Origin of the sequence: Bathymodiolus azoricus thioautotrophic gill symbiont, assembly GCF_001298715.1 — a bacterium.
Classification (GTDB): Bacteria; Pseudomonadota; Gammaproteobacteria; order PS1; family Pseudothioglobaceae; genus Thiodubiliella.
The window spans coordinates 1-1,819 of sequence record NZ_CDSC02000514.1; the positions used below are offsets into that span (position 1 = coordinate 1).

A 1,819-nucleotide genomic window follows, 5' to 3' on the forward strand; every position below is an offset into this window, starting at 1 on the left:
AATTCAAGAGCGTTTTGTTGGCCTTTTGCAGGGCTTTAACACCTTGGTTGTCTTTGCCTAAGCGTCTAAGCCAAGTGCCAATAGCTTGCGGGGTTGGTACTTTTTGATTAGTGACAAGACTCAAAGCTTTGTCTTTGGCAATATGAACAATATCGTTTAGACATTCACCGCCCTCATATTGGCTCAGTACTAAGGTATTAATAAAGGTTGAGGCTTTAAGGGCACAATTACTGCCCGATGCGGGGAAGTGTTGATCTATTGTTTTTGATAAATCCAATACTCGGATAGTATGCGCTAGTGTAATAAGCCCAATACGGGAGGTCAAAAGTTCGTTAGTTGTATCAAGTTTGTCGTTTAAAATGTTCATAAACGCATAAAGTTTGGTTGGTTAATGAGGGGCTTGGTTGCCTTTGGTTTTCATCTAATGGGTAAAACTGTTTTTGGTTGAAATCATTGTACTAGTTGGGGTTTGTGTGTTTTTTTGGTTTTTATTTTTGGATTAGGAGTGTAGGATTTGTTTGCACAAGAGCGATTGTATGAGTGATAAAAATGTTAAGAAAATGACGCTTGATGAATTAAGAGCAGAATTTAATGAGATTGATGATAGTGATAATCACACTAGAAAAATTGAAATTTGCACTCAAATTATCAAACTTGACCCAAAAAATTATATGTATTTTAAGAATCGTGGCGATACTTATATTGATTTAGGTGAGTACCAGAAAGCTGTTAATGATTATGATCAGGTTATTACTCTTAACCCAGAAGATTCCACGATTTTTAAGAATCGTGGTTTCGCTTATATTAACTTAGGCGAGTATCAAAAGGCCATTAAAGACTGCAATCAAGCCATTAAACTCGATCCAGAAAATTCCACGATTTTTAATAATCGTGGTTTCGCTTATATTAACTTAGGCGAGTATCAAAAGGCCATTAAAGACTTCAATCAAGCCATTAAACTCAATCCAGAAGATGCCGAAGTCTTTACTAATCGTGGTGTCGCTTATATTAACTTAGGCGAGTATCAAAAGGCCATTAAAGACTTAAATCAAGCCATTAAACTCAATCCAGAAGATGCCGCAGCCTTTACTAATCGTGGCGTTGCTTATGCCAACTTAGGCGAGTATCAAAAGGCCATTAAAGACTTCAGTCAAGCCATTAAACTCAATCCAGAAGATGCCGCAGTAGCCTTTACTAATCGTGGCCTTGCTTACAGAAAGCTAGGAAAAGAAAAAGAGGCGATTGAAGATTTTAAAAAAGCAGAAGCGTTAGACCCTAGTGCTATTGCTGGCGAACAAATAAAATCAATAAAAAAAAATTTTTCAAGGGATATTAAAAAAACGCAAGATTTTCAAGACACTTTAGAAGAATTAAAAGGCGAACATAAGACAGATGAAAAAAAATGGATGTGGATTAGTATAATTGTAATTATTGCAATGATAGCTTTCTTTGTGTATGGACAAAAGATAATCAATAGACTGCCTGATACTGTGTATGTTTTTGATATAACTAGTATGCCATCTAATATGTCTTTTTATACTGCTTATGTATTTTTCTCTATCATTACTTTTACCATTATCCGCCAATACACCAACGCCAAGGCATTGCGTATTGAAGCAAGCAATCGTGTGGCAATGTCAAAAATGTTTGAACGAGTGAAACATGAAAATGACGCATACCAAAAAGAATTTTTACCTAAGCTGGCAGATGCCATTGCGTATTCCACCATCAAAGAAAAAAATAATACCGATGGCTTGGTGGAAAAAACAATTAACGGACTTGAAAAATTAAGGAAATAACCTATTTTATCTATGTTGAA

At 35.6% G+C, this 1,819-nt stretch carries 1 protein-coding gene and 1 pseudogene; one reads left to right on the forward strand and one right to left on the reverse strand.

Annotation, left to right across the window (positions count from 1 at the left end; translation table 11 throughout):
- A pseudogene (locus tag BAZSYMA_RS09585) lies at positions 1–367 on the reverse strand (hypothetical protein); the annotation flags it as partial.
- A gap of 169 nt (positions 368–536) precedes the next feature.
- Between BAZSYMA_RS09585 and BAZSYMA_RS09590 the strand changes: the two are divergent.
- Positions 537–1,799, forward strand: coding sequence for a tetratricopeptide repeat protein (locus BAZSYMA_RS09590; protein ID WP_090718573.1), 1,263 nt, complete (start codon positions 537–539; stop codon positions 1,797–1,799).
- Positions 1,800–1,819 lie beyond the last annotated feature (20 nt).